This window comes from Lysinibacillus sp. NPDC056232 (assembly GCF_042267565.1).
Classification (GTDB): domain Bacteria; phylum Bacillota; class Bacilli; order Bacillales_A; family Planococcaceae; genus Lysinibacillus.
The window spans coordinates 1-25,410 of sequence record NZ_JBHJTF010000001.1; the positions used below are offsets into that span (position 1 = coordinate 1).

Consider the following 25,410-nt stretch of genomic DNA (forward strand, 5'->3'; position numbering starts at 1 on the left):
CGCATGGAATGAATGTCCATTGGGAAATTTGCTAAACGTGTTGGTGTAAATGTTGTAACGCTGAGAAGAATGGAAACAAAGGGCGAGTTTATGCCTACCCTGGCGGTACGAGATATGACTCTGTTGAACAATTAAATATCTGCTCTTGTGGATTAAAATTGGATAGAGATTTGAACGCAAGCATTAACTTAGCAAATTACTCAATCTAGGGAATTTAACTGACACTAAACCTTAGATGTGTACGCAACGATACTGCGGAATTTAAGCCTTTGGAGAGTCATACTAAATGGCAGTAGCTTTATGCGAAACCAGACTCGGAGAATAAGGAAGACACAAATACGAAAGTCGGAAGATATAAGTGGTGTCACAGTAGAGATGTATACATTTTTTAAGAAATGTATATGTTTTTCGTATCGGAAAGTAGGACATTAACTAAAGGTGAACATGAATTTGCCTATAAATTAAAAAATAAATTGCAAACGCTTTCTTATTTCCAGCAAAACCCAGAATTTATTGAATTACATGATGCGGGCCTTGAACGCAATGCTGTGACTGCCTTGTATAAGCACCCATCTGCAACAGAAACGGTTGTGTTAATTAGTCATTTTGATACGGTCCATACGGAAGAATATGGCGAGCTGGAACCATTAGCCTTCTACCCTGAAGAGCTGACAAAAAAGCTAATGGAACCTAAATACAAAAAGGATTTACCTGAAGCGGCAAGGTTTGATTTAGAATCAGGCAACTATTTATTTGGTCGTGGAACGATGGATATGAAAATGGGGCTTGCTTTGCATATGCAGTTGATTGAAAAGGCAAGTATCGAAGAATGGCCCATCAATCTTATTTTAACGGCTGTGCCAGACGAAGAAGTGAATTCTGCTGGGATGCGTGCAGCAGTTGTAGAGCTTGTCAGACTTCGTGAACAGCACGGACTCTCTTATAAACTATTTTTAAATAGTGAGCCTTCTTTTTCACAAGGACCAGCTGATACCAATGAATATATTTATTCAGGAACGATCGGTAAAATTATGCCGGCTGCCTTATTTTACGGAAAAGAGACACATGTGGGTGAGCCATTAAAAGGAATGACCGCAAATTTTATTGCTTCCTATATGACGCAGCATATGGAATGGAATCCGATTTTCCGTGAAACAGATCTTGGTGAAAGTACACCATTACCAGTATCCTTACAATTAAAAGATTTGAAAATGGAGTATTCTACACAAACACCCTATCGTGCAGCAGCCCTTTACAATGTGTTTTTATTAAAGCGTACAGCATCGCAAGTAATGGATATTTTTGAACAAGTTGCATCGGAAGCAATGTCAGCTTGTAATGAACAATATAAGCGGATTTGTGAGCGAGAAAAGGTACAAGGCGTAGGTGAAGTAAAAGTACTTCGTTATGAGGCACTTTTAGAGTATGCGATTAATAAATTCGGCGCCGAGGAAGTAAATTTAATAAAAAATCAAGTTCTTGAAAATAGCGCATGGGATGATCGAGAGAAATCTATTCGCATCGTGGATCAGCTAATGATTCGTTGCCAGGAACTATCACCAGCGACAGTGTTGCTATATGCACCACCTTACTATCCGGCTATCAATTCATCCAATGATCCTCTTGTTATTCAATCCATTGAATTGATGAAGAAAACAGCCCAAACATTTAATATTGAAGTGGAGCAAATTCACTATTTTAATGGAATTTGTGACTTGAGCTATGTCAATTATTCGGATAACTCTAATGAATGGATAGCATTCGAACGCAACACACCTGTATGGGGAGACACGTATAGTATTCCGTTTGAATCCATGTCCGCGTTACAGGGCCCTGTTTTAAATGTTGGACCGTTTGGGAAGGATGCTCATCAAAAGACGGAAAGACTACATGTGGATAGCGCATTTAAGGAAATGCCAGTGATGATTGATACGCTTATTAAAAGCTTATTTTAATTAAAAAAGTAATTCAAATGAATATAATTGTATGTAGCGTATAGAAATAAAATAGTATTTTAATTAGGCTTGTTAAAATAAAGTACCTATCTATCAGCATAATGGATAGATGGGTACTTAAGTGGTCTTTATTTTTACTTTATGACTTCTATGAATAATAAATTTATATAATTTTTTTCACTAACGTCGCATAAATTTTAATTGAATTTTCTGTTTTCTATTTCTTCCGTTTTTGAAGAAAATAAAAGACTCTCAAATAGAGATAGTAAACATCTATTTTTTTACTATAACCTTTGGCTGGGACAACTGACAGTTCAAAATCCTTATGGTACCGTATTTCCTTCGATTTCTCGAAGCCAAATACGTGCCGGTTTCCATAGTGTTGCTTTTAAGTACCTACTAATTTGTAAGTACGTCCGTGAACTGTTTGTGTGAAGATGTGCTAGTACGTTTAAGCAGTAAACGATCATCGCAATGTACACCTGATTATGCACAGCTTGCTCGCTTTGCCCGTAGAACTTTTTAATGTTCAGATGCTGCTTCATCCACTTAAAAAAAAGTTCGATTGCCCAGCGTGATTTATACAGTTCAGCGACTTCATCTGCACTTAAATCAAAACGATTCGTCATCAGATGTAGCTCTTTACCGTTTGGATCCAGTACTTCGATACGGCGAAATACATTTTCAGTACGATTTTGCGTGGTGCCAATCAGAATCATTTCATCCGATAACACCGCTGACTGTTCAGGTACTTCAAATGATTCAATCACACGTATTACGGCGTTTTTTCGTAAGCGTGAGACAAAGAAAAATCCGTCATCTGTCATGCGGTCAAAGCGTTCATAATCTAGGTAGCCTCGGTCAAAAACGTACATGCACTCCTTGTCATCAACGAGAATTTCAAGCTGACCACGATCATGTTCTTTCGCATTCGTCAGCACCGCTTTATCAGGGTACGAACAACCTTTTTCTAGGTAAACAAGGCGCAAATGTAACTTTACCCCTGATTTTGTTTTACGGAATTCAGCCCATCTATGGTTGTTTAAGTTCAATGGCAGTGTGCTGGAATCAATGATTTTCAGTGGTGTTGTGGTTTTTCGGCTCTGTTCAAAATGCGTTTTCTCATGAATTTGCCCGACTAAGTCTAGAAAAATCTGTTGAAAAAACTCAGTTGGCACTCGATTTAATCGCCGACCTAACTGCGAAAAGCTGATGGACTCTAAATACGTTGCTTTTTGTAAGTCATCTGATAACAGCGTGTCACTAATGGCACGTAGACTTTCGGTTTCATTTAGCTGCGCAAACAGTAATAATTTCAAGAATGAAGCGATGTGAAGCTTCTTTGTATAGTAATTTAATTGATGAATTTCAACTAATTTCTCCATTTGCGTAGAAGAAATAGGTGAAAACCATTGTTCAAATGATGTTTTTCGTGTAAACTTAACCATGCTTATGTCCTTTATTTTGGATTTGGATGGTTTACTACCACCCAACCATTATAAAGGCTTTTTTTATGCACGCATAATATTGCGGAAAATTCAGTTTTTAAAAATACATTGAATTATTTTAATGCGACGCTAGTGAATTTTTTTGAAGACGAAAGCATACCCTATCCCCTTGTTTGAATTAAAACTAAATGACCTAAATATTTTTGTGTATCCATGAACGTAACTTTTCCGCGTAGAAAGGTCGTTCGTCAGGTTCTGTGTAGTAACCTTTCGTCATGTAAAGATTGTCACCTTCAAATCTTGGATATACATGAAGATGATAATGCCACACATCTTGATTTCCTGCAGGTTCATTATGCTGCCGAGTAGAAATCCCATCACAACCGTATGTATTTTTCATTGCAAATGCTGCTAATTGAGCAACACGATGAATTTCAGTAGCCATTTCTGCTGGAAGTTCATATATATTTTCAAAATGTTCGTTCGGAACAACTAGAACATGTCCTTTATTGTTTGGCCACCATTTACTCGCAATAAATGCTGTTACATGTTTATCTTGATAAATAATGTCTCTTTGTTTTGTACCATTATTTTGTTTTTCTTTACCTGATACAATACGACAAAATGGACACTCATAATCTTTTGGCTTATGAGAATACAACCTAGCACACCACCATTTCCTTATGTATATAAATATTGAAATATTTATCAATACTTTTATTATATAAGGAAATCAGAAAGAGGGTATGAAAATAAAATTCCCACGCAAATTTTTAAAAACTTTAGTATCTTTAGAGCCACTTCTGCCGTAACGGTGCGATGACACTTCGTTTTCGCGCAGAAAACATTGATTGCTGCCGTTTCACTGTCGCACAAACAAAACCCAGTTGTTGCCCCGACGCCCCCGGAAAGCGCCCGGCCGGAACGAAAATCAACCCCTCACTTTGCAACAAAACCATATTTTTAGGGCACCTTCATTTCATTGACACAATAGTTTTACAAAAAACATGAAAGCTGATCTTTGAAATAAAGCAGCAGCTTTTTTATTTTTTTGAGAATGTTTTATGCAGCGAAGTGAAATGCCTGCTATAGAAGTTTTGTTTTTTGAGCTTTGGCTAAAAGTGGAGCTAATTCCACTCCTTTTTAAATGATTTTGCAAAGACTACTTGTAATTTTCATTGTTTAGACGATAAAAATAGCACAAATTATCTTCATTCAGCCATTTTTTAGCGAAATCGGTTGCGACAGCAATAATTACGCCATGGCGAAATGAATTTGCAAGATTGTTTTATTAGGAGCGGACGTTATGGAAAATCAAGAAAAGCTAGTTCTCTCTATACGGAAAGAAATGATTCAATTTAATTTGAAACGTATGCGAACAGTAGCGTGGACATTAATGTATGTATCAGCCATCATTACAATAATTCATTATGGTGAGGTCTTTTTTTCGAAAACAGAACGAGCGATGGTGCCAGCTTATATAGCAATACACACTATATTGTTTTATATAGATTTAGCGGTGTTATTATTTGTAAAAGAAAAGAGAATTCAGGTTACAACTCTTAATTTACGAAAATATGAATTTATCTTACTCTCTTATATTTATACTATATTGTTATTAATTACTGTTATCACCGTAATGGACGTTTATTTCTTTAAACATGCGGCTCTTTATGAAGTGCTGTTTTTATTGATTTGCGTTATTTTTTCTATCCCTTTCCTGAAAATTTTTTGGATTATGTTAATAACAGTACCACCCATTTTAATAAGTGCTTATCTGAGTGTTGGGGTATCGGGTGAAAGTATTAAAATACTTTTACCAATGTCCCTTATTATTCCCATAGGGCTAGTTATTCAGCGATATATTTATAAAGTTCAAAGACAATTGACGAAACAACATATTTTATTACAAGAAGAAATGATTAAATCCAAAAAATTGTCGGAATTATTAGCTGAGAAAAATAATGAACTATCAGAGCAAGCGCTTCGGGACACGTTGACAAATTTGCCTAATCGACGAGCTTTTAATAATAAATTGACACAAATAGGACAACAACTTAGTAAACCAAAATCTTTATCTGTCATGATGATTGATATTGATTTCTTTAAAAATTTAAATGATACTTACGGTCATTTACAAGGTGATGAAGCATTAATAAAAGTGGCAGCTCTTTTAGATGAAATTGCAGAAAAGTATAATGCATTTGCAGCACGTTGGGGAGGCGAAGAATTCGTAATCGTTAGCCAGCATGCCGCCAAGTTTTCAGAGCATGTTTGTGAGGAAATTTTAGAGGAAGTACGCAACTTAAACATTCGTCATGAGCATTCAAAAGTAGCTGATATTCTTACGGTCAGCATCGGGATGTGTCATGCTAAAATTTCAAATAGCGAGCAATTAAAAACATGCTGTGAATTAGCCGATCAAGCACTATACACAGCAAAGCAAAACGGTCGTAACAACTTTTACAGTAAAAGTGGAAATTTCGATGAAGATGTATGTGTACCTTTATAATGTCAGAAAAACGTTGATACAGTGCGCTTTCATGCCTTCTAAGGTTGCTTAATGTATAACGAAAGTGTTACAATATCATTTAGTCAAAAAGAGCCAAGGGGGCATTTCTATGTCAATTGAGTTAAACAATGAATTCGGCCAAATTGATATTTCAACTGATGTACTTGCGCAAATAGCTGGTGGCGCTGCTGTAGAGTGCTACGGTATTGTTGGCATGGCATCTAAACATCAAATTCGTGATGGTCTAACTGATATTTTACGTAAAGAAAACTTTGCAAAAGGTGTTGTGATTCGAAAACAAGACGACGATTTACATATTGATATGTACATTATTGTTAGTTACGGGACAAAAATTTCGGAAGTTGCTTATCAAGTACAATCGAAAGTGAAATATACAGTGGATAAAACATTAGGTATGAGCGTAAAATCTGTCAATATCTTTGTGCAGGGCGTTCGTGTAGCGAATGACTAAGGAGGAACTAAATCGAATGCAGTCTTTAGACGGAATAAAGTTTGCAGAAATGGTGCAAATGGGTGCCCATCACCTATTCCAAAATGCAAATTATGTTGATTCATTAAATGTATTTCCAGTACCAGATGGTGATACAGGAACGAATATGAACTTATCGATGACATCTGGCGCAAAGGAAACGGAGCAATATGTCTCAGAGCATATCGGTAAAACTGCTCAAGCTTTATCAAAAGGTTTACTTATGGGAGCACGCGGGAATTCTGGCGTTATTTTATCGCAGTTATTCCGTGGCTTTGGTAAATTTATTGAAAAAGAAGCGACAATTGATGCCAAGGGCTTAGCAGGTGCTTTCCAAGCTGGCGTTGAAACTGCCTATAAAGCAGTAATGAAGCCGGTTGAAGGAACAATTTTAACAGTTGCACGTGAAGCGGCGAAAAAAGGCGTGGAAGTGGCAGAAACTGAAACCGATATCATTGCAGTGATGGAAGCCTTTACTGCTGAAGCACAGGCTTCGTTAGAGCGTACACCTGAGCTTTTACCTGTTCTAAAAGAAGTAGGTGTTGTAGATAGTGGTGGCCAGGGTCTATTATTTGTGTACGAAGGATTTTTAGCATCCTTAAAAGGTGAGCCATTACCGGTGAAAAATGAAGCAACTTTAGATGATTTAATTAATGCAGAGCATCATAGAGCACAAGATTTCATGAATACTATCGATATTGAGTTTGGTTATTGTACAGAAATCATGGTACGTTTTGAAGAAGGAAAAGAGCCATTTAGCGAGGAACAATTCCGTAATGAATTAAACCCTCTAGGTGATTCTTTACTTGTTATTTCAGATGAAGAGATTGCAAAAGTGCATATTCATTCTGAGCAGCCAGGTTCTGTTTTAGCAATGGGTCAAAAATATGGTAGTCTTATTAAAATTAAGGTCGACAATATGCGTGAACAGCATTCTGCCATTGTTGGTGAGGATCATAAAGCACCTTCTCCAGCTAAAAAAGCAGAAAAGCATCCATATGCAATTGTAACGATTGCAATGGGCGAGGGAGTTGCTGAACTACTTCGTTCAATTGGTGCCTCTTATGTTATTGAAGGCGGTCAAACAATGAACCCTTCAACTGAAGATATTGTGAAGGCGGTACAAGAAATTGGTGCTGAAAAAGTATTAATTTTACCAAATAACAAAAATATCGTCATGGCAGCAGAACAAGCGGTAGAGCTTTTAGATATAGAAGCGGCCGTAGTTCCTACGAAAACAATCCCTCAAGGTATGGCAGCGATTCTATCGTTTAATCCAGAGGCGACAGTTGAAATGAACCAAGCAACAATGACAGAAGCTTATGCAAATGTTAAAACAGGTCAAGTAACCTATGCAGTTCGAGATACATCTATTGATGGTGTGGACATTCATAAGGACGATTTCATGGCTCTTGCAGAAGGTAAAATTGTATTATCTACTCCAGCATTAAAAGATGCTGCTGAGAAGGTAATTACTGATTTAGTGGATGAAGATGCAGAAATTGTAACAGTCATCTATGGTGAGGATACAACAGAAGAAAATGCCTCGGAATTAGTAAAATTTATTGAAGAGAATTATCCAGAGGTTGAAGTAGAGTTATTTAATGGTAAACAAGGATTATATCCATATATTATTTCAGCAGAATAATTCAATGCTACTTGCGGATAAGTAGACAAAGCAGTGCACACAACGTGTACTGCTTTTGTTTATGGTACAAGGAGACTAGGGGAATATATTAGATATAAATTCGCTAAAATAAACGATTTGATGTGCGTATCCAGAGGACGATGCATTTGAAAATGCTGGAATATCGGCAATTTGAAATCGTTGTTTATCTGGAGTAGACAAAGGTAATCAATATTTCCATTGTGTAAATTATAGTCGTGTAAATTTTCTGAAAGTTGATAAAGAAATGTTTTGCTTTTATAGTAACTATCAAGCATTATATAAGTAAAAAATCAAAAAAATTATATAGATAGAATAGAGGGGTGTTATTATGAAGTTTACTTCAGTATTTGATATTATTGGACCAGTGATGATTGGGCCTTCTTCTTCTCATACGGCAGGTGCCGCACGAATTGGTCGTGTAGCTAGAGATTTATTTGGAAGACAACCAAAGTGGGCGAAAATACACTTATATGGTTCGTTTGCAGAAACGTATAAAGGACATGGAACAGACGTAGCTTTGATAGGGGGCCTATTAAATTACGATACATTCGATGAGCGAATTAAAACAGCTTTTGCCGATGCAGAAAAGGCCGGCTTAGACTATGAATTTATCCCAGAAACAGCAAATATGGAGCATCCGAATACAGCTCGCCTTGTGATTGGCGATGATGAAGGAGAGATGTCCGTTGTTGGTATTTCTATCGGTGGCGGTAAAATTGAAGTCAGTGAGGTGAACGGCTTCAAGCTACGTTTAACAGGAGGCATGCCAGCAATTCTTGTTGTCCATGATGATCGTGCAGGCTGTATTGCCAATGTGGCAAATTGTTTGGCGATGCATGCAGTCAACATTGGGCATATGGAGGTTTCTCGTATTGAACGTGGTTTAACAGCCCTTATGGTGATAGAAATCGATCAAAACATCGAGGAAAAAGTATTACAACAAATTTCTTTAATACCACATATTTCGAAGGTTTCTAAAATTAATAACTAAGGAGGTGCCCCAATATGGACGTATTGTTTCATAATGTTCGTGAACTAGTTGAACGAGCGGAGCAAGAAGGAAAACTAATTTCTGAAATTATGATAGAGCAGGAAATGTTAATAACTGGACGCACAAGAGAAGAAATTATACAGCAAATGGACAATAATTTAACGGTGATGGAGGAAGCTGTTGAAAGAGGTTTGAAGGGTGTTAAATCTGTAACGGGTTTAACAGGTGGTGACGCAGTATTGCTTCAAAATTACATTGCACAAGGAAAATCATTGTCGGGGGATTTATTACTAGACGCGGTGAGTAAAGCGGTTGCAACAAATGAAGTTAATGCGGCTATGGGCACTATTTGTGCTACCCCAACTGCAGGTTCAGCTGGAGTTGTACCAGGGACACTGTTTGCAGTGAAGAATAAGCTGAATCCGACACGTGAGCAAATGATTCGTTATTTATTCACATCGGGTGCTTTCGGCTTCGTTGTTGCCAATAATGCTTCGATTTCAGGCGCTGCTGGCGGCTGTCAAGCAGAGGTTGGCTCAGCTGCTGGTATGGCAGCGGCAGCGATTGTAGAGATGGCTGGTGGTACACCGCAGCAATGTTCAGAAGCATTTGCCATTACATTGAAAAATATGCTAGGGCTTGTTTGTGACCCGGTGGCTGGATTAGTAGAGGTTCCTTGTGTTAAGCGAAATGCTATGGGAGCGGCAAATTCACTTGTTGCAGCGGATATGGCACTTGCAGGGGTCACAAGTCGCATCCCGTGTGATGAAGTGATTGGTGCAATGTATCGAATTGGACAATCTATGAGTCCGAATTTAAAAGAAACTGCACGTGGAGGCCTTGCTGCAACACCAACAGGTAAAGCGATAAGCAAAGCCATTTTTGATAATGGTAATTTAGAAAGTATCAAATCACTTCAAAAATAAAAATACTAAGCACGCTTTCCTAAGTGGAAGGCGTGTTTTTTTGAGGCAATATAAATGAAAAGTTATATAATGATAATTGAATCTATATAAATGCGTAGCATGGATTATTCAAAAGTGTTAAACGCGAACAACAATATTATGAAAGCTAATAGTAATCGTAAGAAAGGGGAAAACTCAAATGCTGAAAAATAGTATGGTGAAACGAATGGCTGTAGGTAAAGTACTTGTGGTGAAAAAAATTGGAGGAGCTGTCGTGCAAGGTGACTGATTTAACGTGTCCCGTTACTGAATTAAAGGGAATCGGGAAAGAAACAGCAGGACATTTAGAGGCATTAGGCATCGAGACAATCGCGGATTTGTTATGGACTTTTCCGCATCGACATGAGGATTTTCGTTTAAAGGATTTGGCACAAACACCACATAATGAACGTGTCACTGTTGAGTGTAAAGTTGAAAGTGAGCCAACAGTTTTGTTTTTAGGTCGCAATAAATCACGATTACAAGTCACGGTGCTAGCGGGTCGACATTTAGTTAAGGTTGTTTTTTTTAACCAAGGCTATTTGAAGCAGAAGCTTGTACCGGGAGCTATTATTACCGTTACAGGGAAATGGGACAGGGGTAGACAAGTAATCAATGGAACGTCTGTAACGTTTGGGCCTAAGACAGATCAAGTCGACTTTGAACCTGTTTATAGTTTAAAAGGTTTGATTCCGCAAAAACGTTTTCGTAAATATATGCGTCAAGTGCTCGATGAATTTGGTGCTGATATACCTGATGCTGTTCCACAGAGCTTACGAACGGATTATAAGCTTGCTACAATACGTGATGGGCTGGAGGGAATACATTTCCCTATTGATGCAGGACATGCGAAGCAGGCTAGAAGACGCTTTGCTTATGAGGAGTTACTAAACTTTCAACTACGTATTCAAGCGTTACGTAAAATTAGAAAGGACAGTGAGCAAGGGACAGTTATACAGTTTGATTTGCAAAAGATACGTGCCTTTATTGCATCGTTACCATATGAATTAACAGGTGCACAAAAACGCGTCGTTAATGAAATTTGCAAAGATTTGAAAGAGCCACATCGTATGAACCGCTTACTTCAAGGTGATGTAGGGTCGGGGAAAACCGTTGTTGCGGCAATATGTTTATACGCAGCCGTAACTGCTAGTTTTCAGGGGGCATTAATGGCGCCGACGGAAATTTTAGCTGAGCAGCATGCTGAAAATTTGGTGGAATGGTTTGAGCCATTTGGCGTACGTGTATCTTTACTATCAGGATCAACGAAAGCGAAGGAGCGTCGTTTACTGTTAGAAGAACTGGCAAATGGAGATATAGATATTTTAATTGGTACACATGCGCTAATTCAGCCTGATGTTGTTTTTTGCAAGCTTGGTTTTGTTATTACAGATGAACAGCATCGTTTTGGTGTAGAGCAGCGTAGAATATTGCGTGATAAAGGAGAAAATCCAGATGTGCTCTTTATGACGGCGACACCAATACCGCGTACACTAGCGATTACAGCATTCGGAGAAATGGATGTTTCAATGATCGATGAAATGCCAGCCGGGCGTAAGCAAATTGAAACACATTGGATGAAAAAAGAGCAATTTGGCTCTGTTATGTCAAAGCTAGAATTAGAACTTGCTGCTGGTAGACAGGCTTATGCTATTTGTCCTCTGATCGAGGAATCAGACAAGCTGGATGTACAAAATGCTGTAGAAATCTATGAACAGCTTGCTGCATATTTTAATGGGCGTTACAATGTCGGATTAATGCATGGTCGCCTATCCGCGGATGAAAAAGACGCTGTTATGCGAGCCTTTAGTGAAGGAACTATTCATGTGCTTGTGTCTACAACAGTTGTTGAAGTTGGGGTTAACGTGCCGAATGCAACGTTTATGATTATTTATGATGCTGAACGCTTTGGCTTAGCTCAGTTGCATCAGCTACGTGGGCGTGTTGGACGAGGTGAACATCAGTCATATTGTGTGTTGCTAGCCGATCCTAAATCGGATGAAGGTAAAGAGCGAATGCAGTCGATGACAGAAACGAATGATGGCTTCCGCCTAGCTGAAAAGGATTTGGAACTACGTGGTCCGGGTGATTTCTTTGGGCGTAAACAAAGTGGTTTGCCTGATTTTAAAGTAGCGGATTTAGTGCATGATTATCGAATACTTGAAACTGCGAGAAAAGATGCAACAGATATTCTTAAGACGGATGCTTTTTGGCATGATGATGAGTACAAATATTTACGTGAAATGCTTGAAAATTCAGGTGTTTTACAAGGGGATCGATTCGACTAACTGAATATTGATGCTCCATTAGGAATGTGAGCACTTGTTTTTAAAACAAGTCTTGCATTCTTTTTTTATACTCTATATACTGATATTAGTACCAAGTGCTAATAACAACTAAAAAGGTGGCGAATGATGTTGAGACGAACGAAAAAAGAGCGACAGCGACTATTATCCGAAACGATAGCTGATAATCCATTCGTCACAGATGAACAGCTAGCAACACAGTTTCAGGTTAGTGTCCAAACAATTCGTTTAGATCGTATGGAATTAGCGATTCCAGAATTACGAGAACGAATTAAAGATGTTGCTTCGAAAACCTATGAAAATGAAGTGAAATCTCTACCGATTGATGAAGTGATCGGAGAAATAATTGATATTGAATTGGATAATCGTGCATTATCTATTTTTGATGTAAAAGAAGAACATGTTTTTCAGCGCAATGGCATCGCACGTGGACATCATTTGTTTGCACAGGCAAACTCATTAGCGGTAGCAGTTATTGACGACGAACTAGCATTAACAGTACATTCTAACATTACCTTTGTGAAACCTGTTAGAGCTGGAGATCGTGTTATTACAAAAGCAATCGTTATCGGACGTGATGAAAAAAGTCATCGTACAAAAGTAGAGTTAACGTCCACTGTTAACGGTGAAACAGTTTTTGTTGGTGAATTTGATATGTACCGCACGAAAGGTAAAGGTGAACAACAATGAAATTAGCGCTTGATGGAATGGGTGGAGACAACGCACCTAAATCAGTTGTTGAAGGTGCTTTATTAGCATTAGAGCAAATCCCAAATTTAGAAATTCAATTATATGGTCAGCAGCAAAAGCTTGAACCATTTTTAAAAATACATGATCGATTAACTGTAGTACATTGTGATGAAGTTGTCGAAGGAACAGACGATCCAGCACGCGCTGTTCGTCGTAAAAAGGATTCATCGATGGCGCGAATGATGGATGCCGTTGAAGAAGGAAAGGCGGATGCTTGTCTTTCAGCAGGTAATACAGGTGCTTTAATGGCGGGAGGCTTATTTAAAGTAGGACGTATTGAAGGGATTGCTAGACCTGCTCTAGCCACTACACTGCCTACTTTAGATGGTAAGGGCTTTTTAATGCTTGATTTAGGGGCGAATGCAGACGCGCGACCTGAGCATTTATTGCAATATGCGATTATGGGCGATATTTATGCAAAAAAGGTAGGCGGCTTACAAAAGCCACGTGTCGGCTTGTTGAATATCGGTACTGAGGATAAAAAAGGGAATGAATTAACGAAGGCGGCTTTTGGATTATTAAAAGAAGCAGATTTAAACTTTATCGGCAACGTTGAAGCTCGAGATTTACTTGAAGGGGTAGCGGACGTTGTCGTAACGGATGGGTTTACAGGTAATATGGTGCTGAAATCGATAGAAGGTACAGCTGGCGCATTATTTTCAATGCTAAAAGAGGCGTTTATGTCTTCAACAAAAACGAAAATTTCGGCAGTACTTATGAAAAATAATTTGCGTGACCTAAAAAACAAAATGGACTACACAGAGTACGGTGGTGCAGGTTTGTTTGGTTTACAAGCACCTGTGATTAAAGCACATGGTTCATCCAATGCTAAAGCAATATACAGTGCAATTCGCCAAGCAAATACGATGGTTGAGCATACAGTCATCTCGACGATTACAGAAACAGTACGTCACTTAGAAATTGATTAACTTCTTTCAGCGGGTGTCCAAACACCCACTGAAATAGAGGAACTCAGTCTAAGAACGCCACGTCCTGTGGCAATTTATCTGTGCGAAAGCGAAGCGACAGCAACACTGTTTTATCTGTGCGAAAGCGAAGCGACAGCAACACTGTTTTATCTGTGCGAAAGCGAAGCGACAGCAACAACACACGACTGAGTGACCAACATCATGTTGCTGACGCTACGTTAGCACTGCGCTTTCACACAGAAAACATTTGCTGCTGACGCTACGTTAGCACTGCGCTTTCACACAGAAAACATTTGCTGCTGACGCTACGTTAGCACTGCGCTTTCGCACAGAAAACATTTGCTGCTGACGCTACGTTAGCACTGCGCTTTCGCACAGAAAACATTTGCTGCTGACGCTGCGTTAGCACTACGCTTTCGCGCAAAAAAACATCATGTTGGCCTAAAGCCTCCGGCGGATGACACGGAATTATGCCGAGGCATAATTGATTAAAAAGGGGATTAATAAAAAATGACGAAAATAGCATTTATTTTTCCAGGCCAAGGTTCTCAAGTAGTTGGGATGGGGCAAGAGTTTATCGAGAATGCGGCAGCAAGTAAAGCATTTTATGAACGTGCAAATCAAGCACTTGGCTTTGAGCTATCTAAGCTTATGTTAGAGGGACCAGCTGAGGAGCTAACATTGACTTACCATGCACAGCCGGCACTCTTAACTACTGGTGTGATGGTTGCAGAAAAATTACGTGCAGCAGGTATTACGCCGAATTATGCAGCTGGACATTCACTTGGAGAATACGGTGCATTAGTAATCGCTGGTGTGCTATCGTTCGAGGATGCAGTTTCTGTTGTGCATAAGCGTGGGCTTTATATGAATGAAGCTGTACCTGCAGGGCAAGGTGCTATGGCAGCTATTCTAGGGATGGAGCTTGAGGCACTGCATGAAGTAACTGAAAAAGTATCTGCAGCAGGTGAGCCAGTTCAGGTAGCGAATGTAAACTGTCCAGGGCAAATCGTTATTTCTGGTACAAAAGAAGGCGTTGAAAAGGCTTCTTTAGCGGCAAAGGAAGCTGGTGCAAAACGAGCAATTCCTTTAGTTGTTAGTGGTCCATTCCATTCAGAGTTAATGCGACCATCATCTGAAAAATTAAAAGAAGCGTTGGCTGATTTATCATTATCAGCTCCACAAATCCCTGTAATCGGCAATGTAATGGCGAAAGAATTAGAGGATGTTTCAGCTATTCAACAGGAGCTAGTAGAACAAGTATATAGCGCTGTCCAATGGGAAGCATCTGTGCGTGAAATGATTTCGCAAGGTGTGGAAGTCTTTATTGAGTGCGGACCAGGCAAAGTATTAAGTGGATTAGTGAAAAAAATCGATCGCTCAGTAACGACATACTGTGTTTATGATGAAACATCATTAGAGGCTGTACTAGAAGCGGCGAAGGAGTGGACAATTAATGCGTAAATTAGAGGGTAAAGTAGCTGTTGTAACTGGTGCTTCACGTGGAATAGGACGATCTATTGCATTAAAGCTTGCTAATGAGGGTGCTAAAGTTGTCGTAAACTACAGCGGGTCACAGGCAAAAGCAGAAGAAGTTGTTGCGACGATTCAAGAGAATGGCGGCGAGGCAATAGCCGTACAAGCGAGTGTTTCCAAAACAGAGGAAGTTACAGCATTAATGGATGCAGCGGTGAAAACATTCGGCTCGCTTGATATTTTAGTGAATAATGCGGGTATTACGCGTGATAACTTGTTAATGCGTATGAAAGAAGATGAATGGGACGATGTGCTAGATACGAACCTAAAAGGTGTTTTCCTTTGTACAAAAGCAGTAACACGTCAAATGATGAAGCAACGTGCAGGGCGTATCATTAATATTTCATCGATTGTTGGTGTAGCTGGTAATGCTGGGCAAGCTAATTACGTAGCTGCAAAAGCAGGGGTTATTGGATTGACTAAAACGACTGCTAAGGAATTAGCATCACGTAATATTTTAGTAAATGCGATTGCACCTGGCTTTATAGAGACTGAAATGACTGATCAACTACCAGAAGATCTAAAGCAAGGCATGCTTACGCAAATTCCTCTAGCGAAACTTGGACAACCTGAGGATATTGCAAAGGCCGTAGCTTTTCTAGCTTCAGAGGATGCTAACTATATGACAGGTCAAACGTTACATATAGATGGCGGTATGGTAATGTAATTTCAATTAGTCATAGATAATGATTTTTTGTATAATCATTTGAGGGGAGGTGAATGTTTTGTCTACAGTATTAGAACGCGTAACAAAAGTAATCGTGGACCGTTTAGGTGTTGAAGAAAGTGAAGTTACTCTAGAAGCTTCTTTCCGTGATGATTTAGGTGCTGACTCATTAGACGTAGTTGAGCTTGTAATGGAGCTTGAAGACGAATTCGATATGGAAATTTCTGATGAAGATGCTGAAAAAATCTCAACAGTTGGTTCTGCAATTTCATACATCGAAAGTAAATTAAACTAATTCGTTTAACTTTATATAGCAGAGATTAATCACCTCTACTGGTGCTGACATGGATGCGGTCATTATACAATAAATGTTTATGATTGAATAAAGTTAAAGCCTTTGGCAGAAATTACTCATGCTTTTCTTCAGTGTGAAGAGCAGATACTATGCTGAGGTATGTTTAAAAAGGGGACGAAATGGTTCGTTTAGCGAACTATGAACGTCCTCTTTTTGATTTCGGAAAAAATTAATTTCCAAAACATTGTATTTAAGCCGAAATACTTTTGCATAAATCCCTTGAAAAAGGTACACTTAAACGGTAGAAACTATTAGGAAGGCAGATTGTTCAATGGCTATGAAAAGAAAAGGAACTATGCAGAAATCTGGCGTGCTTCCTGAAAAAGTACGCAATCAATTCGAGCTGTTACAGCATGAATTAAATATCACATTTAGTAATAAAAATTTATTGTATCAAGCATTCACACATTCATCTTATGTGAATGAGCATCGCCGTAAATTGTTTACGGATAATGAGCGTCTTGAATTTTTAGGAGACGCAGTACTTGAACTGTCTGTTTCTAAATACCTTTTTGAGAAATACACTCATATGAGTGAAGGTGAGCTGACGAAGCTACGAGCATCTATAGTATGTGAGCCATCACTTGTTATTTTTGCAAATGAATTAGGCTTTGGCCGCTTTGTATTACTCGGAAAAGGTGAGGAATTAACAGGTGGACGGGAACGCCCAGCGCTACTTGCAGATGTATTTGAGTCATTTGTTGGCGCCCTTTATTTAGATCAAGGCTTACAAACGGTTGTGTCTTTTTTAGAACGAATCGTATTCCCGAAAGTAGAAGTCGGTGCTTTTTCGCATGTGATGGATTTTAAAAGCCAATTGCAAGAAATGGTACAACAAACAAATAACGGCCTTCTTCATTATGAAATTATTGATGAAAAGGGTCCTGCACATAACCGTACCTTTGTATCGAGCGTACTGTTAAATGGTCAGGAGCTAGGTATTGGTCGTGGGAAATCAAAAAAAGAAGCCGAGCAGCAAGCAGCGCAATGTGCAATGCGTACAATGCGTGAGCACACTGCAAAAGAGGAGGCTTAAAAGATGTTCCTAAAACGACTCGAAGTGATTGGCTTTAAATCTTTTGCGGAGCGCATTGGAATTGATTTTGTACCCGGTGTTACAGCAGTGGTTGGACCAAATGGCAGTGGGAAAAGTAATGTCATTGATGCCATTCGTTGGGTACTTGGGGAGCAATCGGCAAAGTCGTTACGTGGGGCAAAGATGGAAGATGTTATTTTTGCTGGGAGTGACTCGCGTAAGCCACTAAACTTTGCAGAGGTAACACTAGTATTAGATAACACAGATGAACAGCTTGCTTTTTCATATACAGAAGTCAGCGTAACAAGACGCGTATACCGTTCAGGTGATAGTGAATATTTACTTAATAACCAGCAGTGTCGCCTGAAGGATATTACGGACTTGTTTATGGACTCGGGACTTGGGAAAGAGGCCTTCTCCATTATTTCACAAGGCCGTGTCGATGAAATTTTAAATAGCCGACCTGATGATCGCCGTTCAATTTTTGAAGAGGCAGCTGGCGTGTTAAAGTATAAACTAAGAAAGAAAAAGGCAGAGCATAAGCTTGTTGAAACAGATGAAAATTTGTATCGTGTTTTAGATATTTTACATGAGTTAGATAGTCGTCTGGAACCGTTAGAAATTCAGGCATCAAGTGCAAGAGATTATGTGCAAATGTCAACAGAGTTAAAGGATTTTGATATCGCCATCCTTGTGCACGATTTAAAAAATTGTGCACAATCTTTGCATGCTCTAAAAACTGAGTACACAGAGCTTTATGAAACAGAGCAAAAACAAGCTCATCATATTTCTTCAATAGAAAAGCAAACTGTTAGTATTCGTAAGCTTTTAAAAGAGCTAGATGACTATTTAGATACTACTCAGGCTGAGTTTGTTAATGCAACGATGGAGGTAGAGCGTTGGGATGGTCGTAAAGCGTTAATGGCTGAAAAGCGACAAAATGCTTCTAATCAACTACTTCAATTGAATACCGCATTACAAGAAGCAAAAGATGAGGTTGAGACTCTTGTAGCTCAAGAACAAGAGAAAAAAGAATTGTTCACTGAAAAACAGCAAGAGGTATTAGAGCTGAAACAAAGTATTAAGCAATTAGAGCAATCTTTAAATCGCTCTGTTTCTGAGATTGAACAAGAAATAGAAGAACAAAAAAACCGATATATCGACTCCTTAAACGAAGAAGCAACAGTAAAAAATGAATTAAAAAATATTGAACAACAATTAGTGCAGCAAAAAGCGATGGCGGCACGAATGTCAGGCCAAACGGATGAAATCGGGCAAGAGCTTGCGCAAATTCTAGCGGAAAAAGAGAAGCTAGTTGTTGCTTATGCTACAACAACAAACGAATTACAGGAAAGTCTCGAGCAATATGAAGCATTGCAAATACAGCTTAAGAACGTGAATGCATCATTTAATGAAAAGCAGGATATGCTTTATAAAGCCTATCAGCATCAGCAGCAACTTAAGGCTAGAAAAGATACGCTTGCTGAACTAGAAGCTGATTTCTCTGGGTTTTTCCATGGAGTAAAAGAAGTATTATTAGCGCGTGATAAAGGTGAATTAGCTGGGATTGAAGGAGCCGTTGCTGAATTAATTCAAGTGGATGGGAAATATTCTCAGGCTATTGAAACGGCATTAGGGGCAGCCTCTCAGCATATTGTGACAACCGATGAACGATATGCGCAACAGGCGATTCATTGGTTAAAACAAAAGAGAGCTGGACGCGCAACATTTTTACCGAAAACAGTTATCAAGTCACGAAAAATCAATCTATCTATGATTCAGCTAGCCACTGAGCACCCAGCGTTTGTTCAAATGGCTGATGCACTTGTAACGTTCGGTGAAGAGAACCGTACAATTGTCGAGAACCTCCTGGGCAATGTCATCGTTGCATCAAGTTTAGAAGGTGCAAGTCAAATTGCTCGATTATGTGGGTTTAGATATCGTGTTGTAACACTTGATGGAGATATCGTCAATGCAGGCGGTTCATTAACAGGTGGTACAACGAAGCAGCAATCTTCACTTTTTACAAGAAAAGCGGAATTAGATGGTTTAATAGTAAAGCTAGAATCGTTGGAAGAATCTATTTATAGTGCTGAACAGGCTGTTTCGGATGAAAAAGAGAAGCTTGCAGTATTACGAGACAAAGTAGAGCAATTGAAACTTGACGGTGAACAACTACGAAAAGAAGAAATGCAGCAAGCAAGTCGTATTCGTGAGCTAGAAGTAGTCGAGAAAAGCTTATCTGCACGAGTATCTTTTGCTTCTAATGAAACACAAGATGTAAAAACTCGTGAAGAGGCATTATTAGATCAGAAGGAAGCGGCAACGGAGCGTTTAACGGCACTAGCAACAGAGCTGTTAGAGATAAATGAAACAGTGGAACAACTAAGTAAGGTGAAGTTACAAAGTGAATCGGAGAAAGATGTACTCCGTGAGCAGTCAGCAGAAAAACGCTCGCAGTTAGCGGTAATGCAGGAGCAAATGTCACAAGTGCAAATTGCTACAGCAGAGTTAGCCCTACAATTAAACAAAGCTCGTCAAAAAGTCGACAATATTTCTCAGGAAATAATTTGGCTTCAATCTGATGAATCGACAAAACTTTTAAGCGATGAAGAAGTGGATGAGCAGGTTACTACGTGGAAAGCGCGAAGAGATTCGCTACAGGATACTATTTCACAGAAAAAAGATGAAAAAGTAGCACAACAACAAGAGCTTACTACTTTAGAAGAACAGCTGAAGGAATTGCAACGTACACATAAAGGCTACCTTGAGGCGATACGTGCAAATGAATTGAAGCGAAATCGCGTAGAATTCGAGGTCAATAATTTCAATGAGCAGCTAGAAGAGAATTATCAGCTAACATTTGAGGAAGCTGAAGAGTTAGCCCTTGCAATTGAAGATGAAGAGCATATGCGACGTCGAGTGAAATTACTGAAGAAATCTATAGAAGAGCTAGGTCCTGTTAATTTGAGCGCCATCGAGGAATACGATCGGGTACTTGAACGCCATTCATTTTTAACAGAGCAACGCGAGGATTTACTTGCTGCGCAGGAAACATTACATGAGGCTATTAAAGAAATGGATGAAGAAATGACGCTACGATTTAGTGAAACATTCTATGCCATTCGAGAGCAATTTAAACGTGTATTCCGTGAATTGTTTGGTGGAGGTCAGGCAGATTTAGTATTATTGGACCCTCAAAACCTGCTAGAAACAGGTATAGAAATTGTAGCTCAACCACCAGGGAAAAAATTACAAAATCTAAGCTTGCTTTCAGGTGGGGAACGTGCACTAACGGCAATCGCTTTATTATTCTCCATCCTAAATATACGACCTGTACCATTCTGTATTCTCGATGAGGTAGAGGCGGCTTTAGATGAGGCAAATGTCGTTCGTTATAGCCAATATTTGAAGAAATTTAGCCTTAATACGCAATTTATTGTGATCACACATCGTAAAGGAACGATGGAGGGAGCGGATGTGTTGTATGGTATTACAATGCAGGAATCTGGCGTGTCTAAACTTGTATCAGTAAAATTAGAAGATGAACCCGTACTTGCGGAGCAAAGGAGCGAACAAGCATGAGTTTTTTTAAACGTTTAAAAGATAAATTGACAGGCAACCCCACCGAGGAAGAAAAAGTAGTAGCAATCAATGAAGAAGAAGCTGCTGAACAGAAGCAAGACGAAGCAACAGAGCCTACTCAAATTGAAGCAACTGTAGATGAAATGGAAAAAGCTGAGAAAGTTTCTGTAACGGAAACCTCAATTGAAACAGAAATTCCTGAAGAAATAGAAGATCAAGAGCAACAAGAGCAACAAGAGCAACAAGAGCAACAAGAAGTGCAAGAGGTCGCGATAGTAGAAGAACTAGTAGAGGAGAAAAAACCTTCTGCATGGTCTATTACACAAAAGTTCAAGGCTGGTCTTGAAAAAACGCGTAATTCATTTACTTCTAAAGTAAACGATCTAGTTGCTCGTTATCGAAAAGTGGATGAAGATTTCTTTGAAGAATTAGAAGACTTATTATTACAGGCAGACGTTGGCTTTGAAACAGTAATGGAGCTAATGGACAAATTACGCTTTGAGGTTCAGCGTAAAAATATAAAAGATACAAACGGTATTCAAACGCTTATTTCTGAAAAACTTGTGGAAATTTATGAGCAAGGAGAAGAGGATTTAATCGAGCTTAATATGCAACCTAAAGGTGAACTTACTGTAATTCTATTCGTCGGGGTAAACGGTGTTGGGAAAACGACAACAATCGGTAAACTTGCCCATCGTTTAAAATCACAAGGTAAAACGGTTGTTTTAGCGGCAGGTGATACTTTCCGTGCTGGTGCCATCGATCAATTACAAGTTTGGGGAGACCGCGTAGGCTGTGAAGTGATTAAACAATCGGAAGGCTCAGATCCAGCAGCAGTTATGTATGATGCAATTCGTGCGGCGAAAAACCGTAATGCAGATGTGTTAATTTGTGATACAGCAGGGCGCCTACAAAACAAAGTAAACTTAATGAATGAACTTGAAAAAGTTCATCGAGTAATCTCTCGAGAGGTACCGAATGCTCCGCATGAAGTACTATTAGCTTTAGATGCAACAACAGGTCAAAATGCACTTGTTCAAGCACAAACATTTAAGGAAGCTACAAATGTAACAGGGATCGTTTTAACAAAGCTTGACGGCACTGCAAAAGGTGGTATTGTTCTTGCTATTCGTAATAAATTACACATTCCTGTGAAGTTTGTTGGTCTTGGCGAAAAAATGGATGATTTACAACCATTTGATGCAGAGCGTTATGTGTATGGCTTATTTGCTGATGGTTTAGATAAAGAACTACAAAATAGTGAGGACTAGGTTCATCACCGATGTGGATGACTTTTGTTAAAACGTATACTATGTAAATAAGTTGATTGGAGTGGAGGCTGGGCGACTCCTTGGGGATTAGCGATAGGTGAACGAAGGCTAAAACCATCACGTCCTGTGATAACGCCTTCGTGACCAACATCGTGTTGGCCCAAGCGGCTCATCGGACGCCCCCAGGAAGCTTTGCTCTGTGCGAAAGCGAAGCGACAGCAACAACAACAAAGCGCCCAGTCGGAACGGAAATCAACCACACGCTTGGTGATGGTCCGAGGATTAACATTTAAGTAAGTAAATTTGTAATTGCGCTCGTCTGTGCAGGTGAATCGCATTGTTTAAAAGGGAAATACTAGCTATAGGTGAAAAACGCCTAAAAAGCAGTTAATTAAAGCTTTTAGACAAGGAGATTACCTTGACACAGACGGGCGCTTTTCGTTATGATACAAATGACTAATAACGGGAGGAGAAACATTCGATGCTACTTGAAAAAACAACACGCATGAACTTTCTCTTCGACTTTTATCAAGCATTATTAACAGATAAGCAACGAAGTTATATGGAGCTCTATTATTTAGATGATCACTCACTTGGAGAGATCGCTGAATCGTATGGAGTTTCACGCCAAGCTGTTTATGATAATATTCGTCGAACAGAAGCGATGCTTGAAGAATATGAAGAAAAACTATGTTTACTTGAAAAATTTCAACAACGTACACAAATGCTTGCGCAGCTAACAACAGGGATGACAGAACAAAGTATGACAGTTGAAGAGCAGATAACGCTTATAGAACAGTTGAAAGAATGGGATTAGGAGGCGAAAGCAATGGCTTTTGAAGGATTAGCGGAACGACTCCAAGGAACGATCCAAAAGATTAAAGGTAAAGGTAAAGTATCGGAACAAGACGTTAAAGAAATGATGCGCGAAGTCCGATTTGCTTTAATCGAGGCGGATGTTAACTTAAAAGTAGTCAAAGAATTCGTTAAAAAGGTCAGTGAACGTGCTGTCGGTGTAGATGTTATGCAAAGCTTAACACCAGGTCAGCAAGTTATTAAAATCGTACAAGAAGAATTAACAGAATTAATGGGTGGTGAGCAAAGCCCAATTAAATTTAATACAAAGCCACCAACTGTTATTATGATGGTCGGCTTACAAGGTGCAGGTAAAACGACAACTACAGGTAAATTGGCAAATGTGTTACGTAAAAAATATAATCGTAAGCCATTACTAGTTGCTGCTGACGTTTACCGTCCAGCGGCTGTTCAACAGCTACAAACATTAGGAAAGCAGTTATCCCTACCTGTTTTTTCGTTAGGAACTGATGTATCTCCAGTAGAAATTGCACGACAGGCAATTGAATTGGCAAAAGAAGAACATCATGATGTTGTGATAATTGATACAGCAGGGCGCTTGCATATCGATGAAGAATTAATGCAAGAATTAAAAGATATTCGTGCGTTAAAAGAGCCGGATGAAGTATTCCTAGTTGTAGATGCTATGACAGGTCAAGATGCTGTCAACGTGGCAGAAAGCTTTAATGAAGCAGTCGGTATTACAGGAGTTGTTTTAACAAAGCTCGATGGTGATACACGTGGTGGTGCGGCATTATCAATTCGTTCTGTTACACAGAAGCCGATTAAATTTGTCGGTATGGGTGAGAAGCTGGATGCGCTGGAACCCTTCCATCCAGAGCGTATGGCGTCTCGTATATTAGGTATGGGTGACGTTTTATCGCTTATTGAAAAGGCTCAGGCAAATGTTGACGAAGCAAAGGCTAAAGAACTAGAGGAAAAATTTAAAACCCAAAGCTTTACATTTGATGATTTTGTTGAGCAATTGCAGCAAGTAAAGAAAATGGGGCCACTTGACGAAATTTTAAAAATGTTACCAGGTGCTGGCAAAATCAAAGGCTTAGACAATGTTAAAGTTGATGATAAGCAAATGGGCCGCGTAGAAGCGATTATTTATTCGATGACACCTGCTGAAAAGACGAATCCAGAAATTATTAACGGTAGCCGTAAAAAGCGTATAGCGAAGGGTTCAGGGACATCGATTCAAGAGGTAAATCGTTTAATAAAGCAATTTGATGAAATGAAAAAAATGATGAAGCAAATGACAGGCATGGCAAGTGGCAAAGGCAAGAAAAAGATGAAACTACCAGGCTTCGATTCATTGTTTAAATAATAATTTATAGGTGTTAAGAAAAAACACTTTACAAACAACCTAAACATTGATAATATACTATCTTGTGTGAAACTTATTCGGAGGTGCTATTAAAATGGCAGTTAAAATTCGCTTAAAACGTATGGGAGCTAAAAAATCTCCTTTCTATCGTATCGTAGTTGCAGACGCTCGTTCACCACGTGACGGTCGTTCAATCGAAACAGTTGGTACTTACAACCCACTTACTCAACCAGCTACTGTAAACATCGATGAAGAGAAAGCTCTTAAATGGTTAACTGACGGTGCAAAACCATCAGATACAGTGCGTAACTTGTTCTCAGAACAAGGTATCATGGAAAAATTCCATAACCAAAAATTCAGTAAATAATCGGGGGCGACGTTTTTGAAGCAGCTGATTGAAGCAATCGTTTTACCATTAGTCGATTATCCAGAAGAAGTTCGTATAGAGACGGATGAAAATGCAAATCGAATTGTTTATAAACTTTTTGTTCATCCAGAGGATAGAGGGAAAGTCATAGGCAAGCAAGGGCGAGTAGCGAAAGCGATTCGTACAATTGTTTATTCAGCGGCGGGTAGTCACCATCAAAAAAAGACCTACGTCGATATATTGGATTGATAGAAAAGATTTTCACGCTCTTTTACATGCAACAAGCACTGGAGAGTCCTGATCGGTATGTTTACATGCGCTTAGGAATTCGAAGTGGCCTTGAGGTAAAGCGGAAAATCTGGACTACAAAGGAAGGAGCTTGCCGGTTCCTTCCTTTTTTCATTATCATCA

Annotated in this window: 24 protein-coding genes and 1 pseudogene; 22 read left to right on the top strand and 3 right to left on the bottom strand. The window is 39.1% G+C overall.

The window, feature by feature from the left end:
• Nucleotides 1-12 precede the first annotated feature (12 nt).
• Together ACFCYJ_RS00005 and ACFCYJ_RS00010 are read left to right on the top strand one after the other, a co-directional pair.
• A pseudogene (locus ACFCYJ_RS00005) lies at nucleotides 13-134 on the top strand (MerR family transcriptional regulator); the annotation flags it as partial.
• Nucleotides 135-401: 267 nt separating this feature from the next.
• On the top strand, nucleotides 402-1,955 hold the full coding sequence (locus tag ACFCYJ_RS00010) for a M20/M25/M40 family metallo-hydrolase (RefSeq protein WP_376069025.1): 1,554 nt from the start codon (nucleotides 402-404) through the stop codon (nucleotides 1,953-1,955).
• Nucleotides 1,956-2,278: 323 nt separating this feature from the next.
• Here ACFCYJ_RS00010 and ACFCYJ_RS00015 read toward each other — a convergent pair whose 3' ends face one another.
• Together ACFCYJ_RS00015 and ACFCYJ_RS00020 are read right to left on the bottom strand one after the other, a co-directional pair.
• Nucleotides 2,279-3,403: an IS4 family transposase gene (locus tag ACFCYJ_RS00015; protein WP_376069028.1), complete on the bottom strand. Its 1,125-nt coding sequence runs from the start codon at nucleotides 3,401-3,403 to the stop codon at nucleotides 2,279-2,281.
• A gap of 193 nt (nucleotides 3,404-3,596) precedes the next feature.
• A complete protein-coding gene (locus tag ACFCYJ_RS00020) occupies nucleotides 3,597-4,064 on the bottom strand; it encodes an HIT family protein (protein ID WP_376069030.1) in 468 nt (155 codons plus the stop codon).
• A 645-nt stretch (nucleotides 4,065-4,709) separates the two neighbouring features.
• On the opposite strand from ACFCYJ_RS00020, the gene ACFCYJ_RS00025 reads away from it, so the two are divergent.
• From ACFCYJ_RS00025 to ftsY, 15 genes are all read left to right on the top strand, one after another.
• Entirely contained in the window at nucleotides 4,710-5,915 is a 1,206-nt protein-coding gene (locus ACFCYJ_RS00025) for a GGDEF domain-containing protein (protein WP_376069033.1), read from the top strand.
• 109 nt (nucleotides 5,916-6,024) lie between these two features.
• Nucleotides 6,025-6,387, top strand: coding sequence for an Asp23/Gls24 family envelope stress response protein (locus ACFCYJ_RS00030; protein ID WP_053594173.1), 363 nt, complete (start codon nucleotides 6,025-6,027; stop codon nucleotides 6,385-6,387).
• A 16-nt stretch (nucleotides 6,388-6,403) separates the two neighbouring features.
• Nucleotides 6,404-8,053, top strand: coding sequence for a DAK2 domain-containing protein (locus ACFCYJ_RS00035; protein ID WP_376069036.1), 1,650 nt, complete (start codon nucleotides 6,404-6,406; stop codon nucleotides 8,051-8,053).
• A 349-nt stretch (nucleotides 8,054-8,402) separates the two neighbouring features.
• Nucleotides 8,403-9,065 carry an L-serine ammonia-lyase, iron-sulfur-dependent subunit beta gene (sdaAB, locus tag ACFCYJ_RS00040; protein ID WP_376069038.1) on the top strand — a complete coding sequence of 221 codons (663 nt, stop codon included), beginning with the start codon at nucleotides 8,403-8,405 and terminating at the stop codon, nucleotides 9,063-9,065.
• 14 nt (nucleotides 9,066-9,079) lie between these two features.
• On the top strand, nucleotides 9,080-9,991 hold the full coding sequence (gene sdaAA / locus ACFCYJ_RS00045; protein WP_376069041.1) for an L-serine ammonia-lyase, iron-sulfur-dependent, subunit alpha: 912 nt from the start codon (nucleotides 9,080-9,082) through the stop codon (nucleotides 9,989-9,991).
• Between the two features lie 260 nt (nucleotides 9,992-10,251).
• Nucleotides 10,252-12,297, top strand: coding sequence for an ATP-dependent DNA helicase RecG (recG, locus tag ACFCYJ_RS00050; RefSeq protein WP_376069043.1), 2,046 nt, complete (start codon nucleotides 10,252-10,254; stop codon nucleotides 12,295-12,297).
• 129 nt (nucleotides 12,298-12,426) lie between these two features.
• Nucleotides 12,427-13,005 (top strand): transcription factor FapR, encoded by a 579-nt coding sequence (gene fapR / locus ACFCYJ_RS00055; RefSeq protein ID WP_049668746.1) that lies wholly within the window; start codon nucleotides 12,427-12,429, stop codon nucleotides 13,003-13,005.
• Nucleotides 13,002-13,994 (top strand): phosphate acyltransferase PlsX, encoded by a 993-nt coding sequence (plsX, locus tag ACFCYJ_RS00060; RefSeq protein WP_376069044.1) that lies wholly within the window; start codon nucleotides 13,002-13,004, stop codon nucleotides 13,992-13,994. Before fapR ends, plsX begins: the two co-directional genes overlap by 4 nt.
• Nucleotides 13,995-14,074: 80 nt before the next feature.
• On the top strand, nucleotides 14,075-14,251 hold the full coding sequence (locus tag ACFCYJ_RS00065; protein ID WP_376069047.1) for a hypothetical protein: 177 nt from the start codon (nucleotides 14,075-14,077) through the stop codon (nucleotides 14,249-14,251).
• Nucleotides 14,252-14,504: 253 nt separating this feature from the next.
• On the top strand, nucleotides 14,505-15,458 hold the full coding sequence (fabD, locus tag ACFCYJ_RS00070; protein WP_376069050.1) for an ACP S-malonyltransferase: 954 nt from the start codon (nucleotides 14,505-14,507) through the stop codon (nucleotides 15,456-15,458).
• Nucleotides 15,451-16,197: a 3-oxoacyl-[acyl-carrier-protein] reductase gene (gene fabG, locus ACFCYJ_RS00075; protein WP_376069052.1), complete on the top strand. Its 747-nt coding sequence runs from the start codon at nucleotides 15,451-15,453 to the stop codon at nucleotides 16,195-16,197. Before fabD ends, fabG begins: the two co-directional genes overlap by 8 nt.
• Nucleotides 16,198-16,255: 58 nt before the next feature.
• The gene (acpP, locus tag ACFCYJ_RS00080; protein WP_036124798.1) at nucleotides 16,256-16,492 is read left to right on the top strand and encodes an acyl carrier protein; all 237 of its coding nucleotides are present in this window, start codon (nucleotides 16,256-16,258) and stop codon (nucleotides 16,490-16,492) included.
• 331 nt (nucleotides 16,493-16,823) lie between these two features.
• A complete protein-coding gene (rnc, locus tag ACFCYJ_RS00085; RefSeq protein ID WP_376069056.1) occupies nucleotides 16,824-17,588 on the top strand; it encodes a ribonuclease III in 765 nt (254 codons plus the stop codon).
• 3 nt (nucleotides 17,589-17,591) lie between these two features.
• Nucleotides 17,592-21,173 carry a chromosome segregation protein SMC gene (gene smc, locus ACFCYJ_RS00090; protein WP_376069059.1) on the top strand — a complete coding sequence of 1,194 codons (3,582 nt, stop codon included), beginning with the start codon at nucleotides 17,592-17,594 and terminating at the stop codon, nucleotides 21,171-21,173.
• The gene (gene ftsY / locus ACFCYJ_RS00095; protein WP_376069061.1) at nucleotides 21,170-22,444 is read left to right on the top strand and encodes a signal recognition particle-docking protein FtsY; all 1,275 of its coding nucleotides are present in this window, start codon (nucleotides 21,170-21,172) and stop codon (nucleotides 22,442-22,444) included. The genes smc and ftsY overlap by 4 nt, the downstream gene beginning before the upstream one ends.
• Nucleotides 22,445-22,449: 5 nt before the next feature.
• Here ftsY and ACFCYJ_RS00100 read toward each other — a convergent pair whose 3' ends face one another.
• The gene (locus tag ACFCYJ_RS00100) at nucleotides 22,450-22,617 is read right to left on the bottom strand and encodes a hypothetical protein (RefSeq protein ID WP_376069064.1); all 168 of its coding nucleotides are present in this window, start codon (nucleotides 22,615-22,617) and stop codon (nucleotides 22,450-22,452) included.
• Here ACFCYJ_RS00100 and ACFCYJ_RS00105 point away from each other — a divergent pair.
• The 5 genes from ACFCYJ_RS00105 to ACFCYJ_RS00125 all read left to right on the top strand — a co-directional run bounded on the left by ACFCYJ_RS00105 (nucleotide 22,597) and on the right by ACFCYJ_RS00125 (nucleotide 25,248).
• Entirely contained in the window at nucleotides 22,597-22,737 is a 141-nt protein-coding gene (locus ACFCYJ_RS00105) for a hypothetical protein (protein WP_376069067.1), read from the top strand. The two genes, ACFCYJ_RS00100 and ACFCYJ_RS00105, sit on opposite strands and share 21 nt — an antisense overlap.
• A gap of 188 nt (nucleotides 22,738-22,925) precedes the next feature.
• A complete protein-coding gene (locus ACFCYJ_RS00110; RefSeq protein WP_376069069.1) occupies nucleotides 22,926-23,261 on the top strand; it encodes a putative DNA-binding protein in 336 nt (111 codons plus the stop codon).
• Between the two features lie 12 nt (nucleotides 23,262-23,273).
• Nucleotides 23,274-24,632, top strand: a complete 1,359-nt coding sequence (gene ffh / locus ACFCYJ_RS00115; protein WP_376069072.1) for a signal recognition particle protein — start codon at nucleotides 23,274-23,276, stop codon at nucleotides 24,630-24,632.
• Nucleotides 24,633-24,726: 94 nt separating this feature from the next.
• Entirely contained in the window at nucleotides 24,727-24,999 is a 273-nt protein-coding gene (rpsP, locus tag ACFCYJ_RS00120; RefSeq protein ID WP_053483320.1) for a 30S ribosomal protein S16, read from the top strand.
• A gap of 15 nt (nucleotides 25,000-25,014) precedes the next feature.
• Entirely contained in the window at nucleotides 25,015-25,248 is a 234-nt protein-coding gene (locus tag ACFCYJ_RS00125) for a KH domain-containing protein (RefSeq protein ID WP_004269410.1), read from the top strand.
• Nucleotides 25,249-25,410: the final 162 nt, after the last annotated feature.